At 66.7% G+C, this 249-nt stretch carries 1 protein-coding gene; it reads right to left on the bottom strand.

Features of this window, described 5'->3' with window-relative positions; translation table 11 throughout:
• Nucleotides 1–11: 11 nt before the first annotated feature.
• Nucleotides 12–164: a hypothetical protein gene (locus ACR9ZK_RS22865; protein WP_481344209.1), complete on the bottom strand. Its 153-nt coding sequence runs from the start codon at nucleotides 162–164 to the stop codon at nucleotides 12–14.
• Between the last annotated feature and the right edge of the window lie 85 nt (nucleotides 165–249).

A 249-nucleotide genomic window follows, 5' to 3' on the forward strand; every position in this document is an offset into this window, starting at 1 on the left:
TGTCGGCAGCGTCAGATGTGTATAAGAGACAGGGGCAACTCGCTGCTGGTCACCGGCGCGATGCTCGGCATGGACGTGCGCATCGTCAGGGCGTCGCACAGCGACTGCGTCGGGTGCCAGTCGTCGGTGAGCCCGTTCCACACCGGCACCTGTCTCTTATACACATCTCCGAGCCCACGAGACGGAGCTACATCTAGTGGGGGGGTTTCTGTTTGGAGGGGGGGGGGGGGGGGGGGGGGGGGGGGGGGG

The sequence above is a fragment of the Monashia sp. HAY1-5C genome (genome assembly GCF_056755255.1).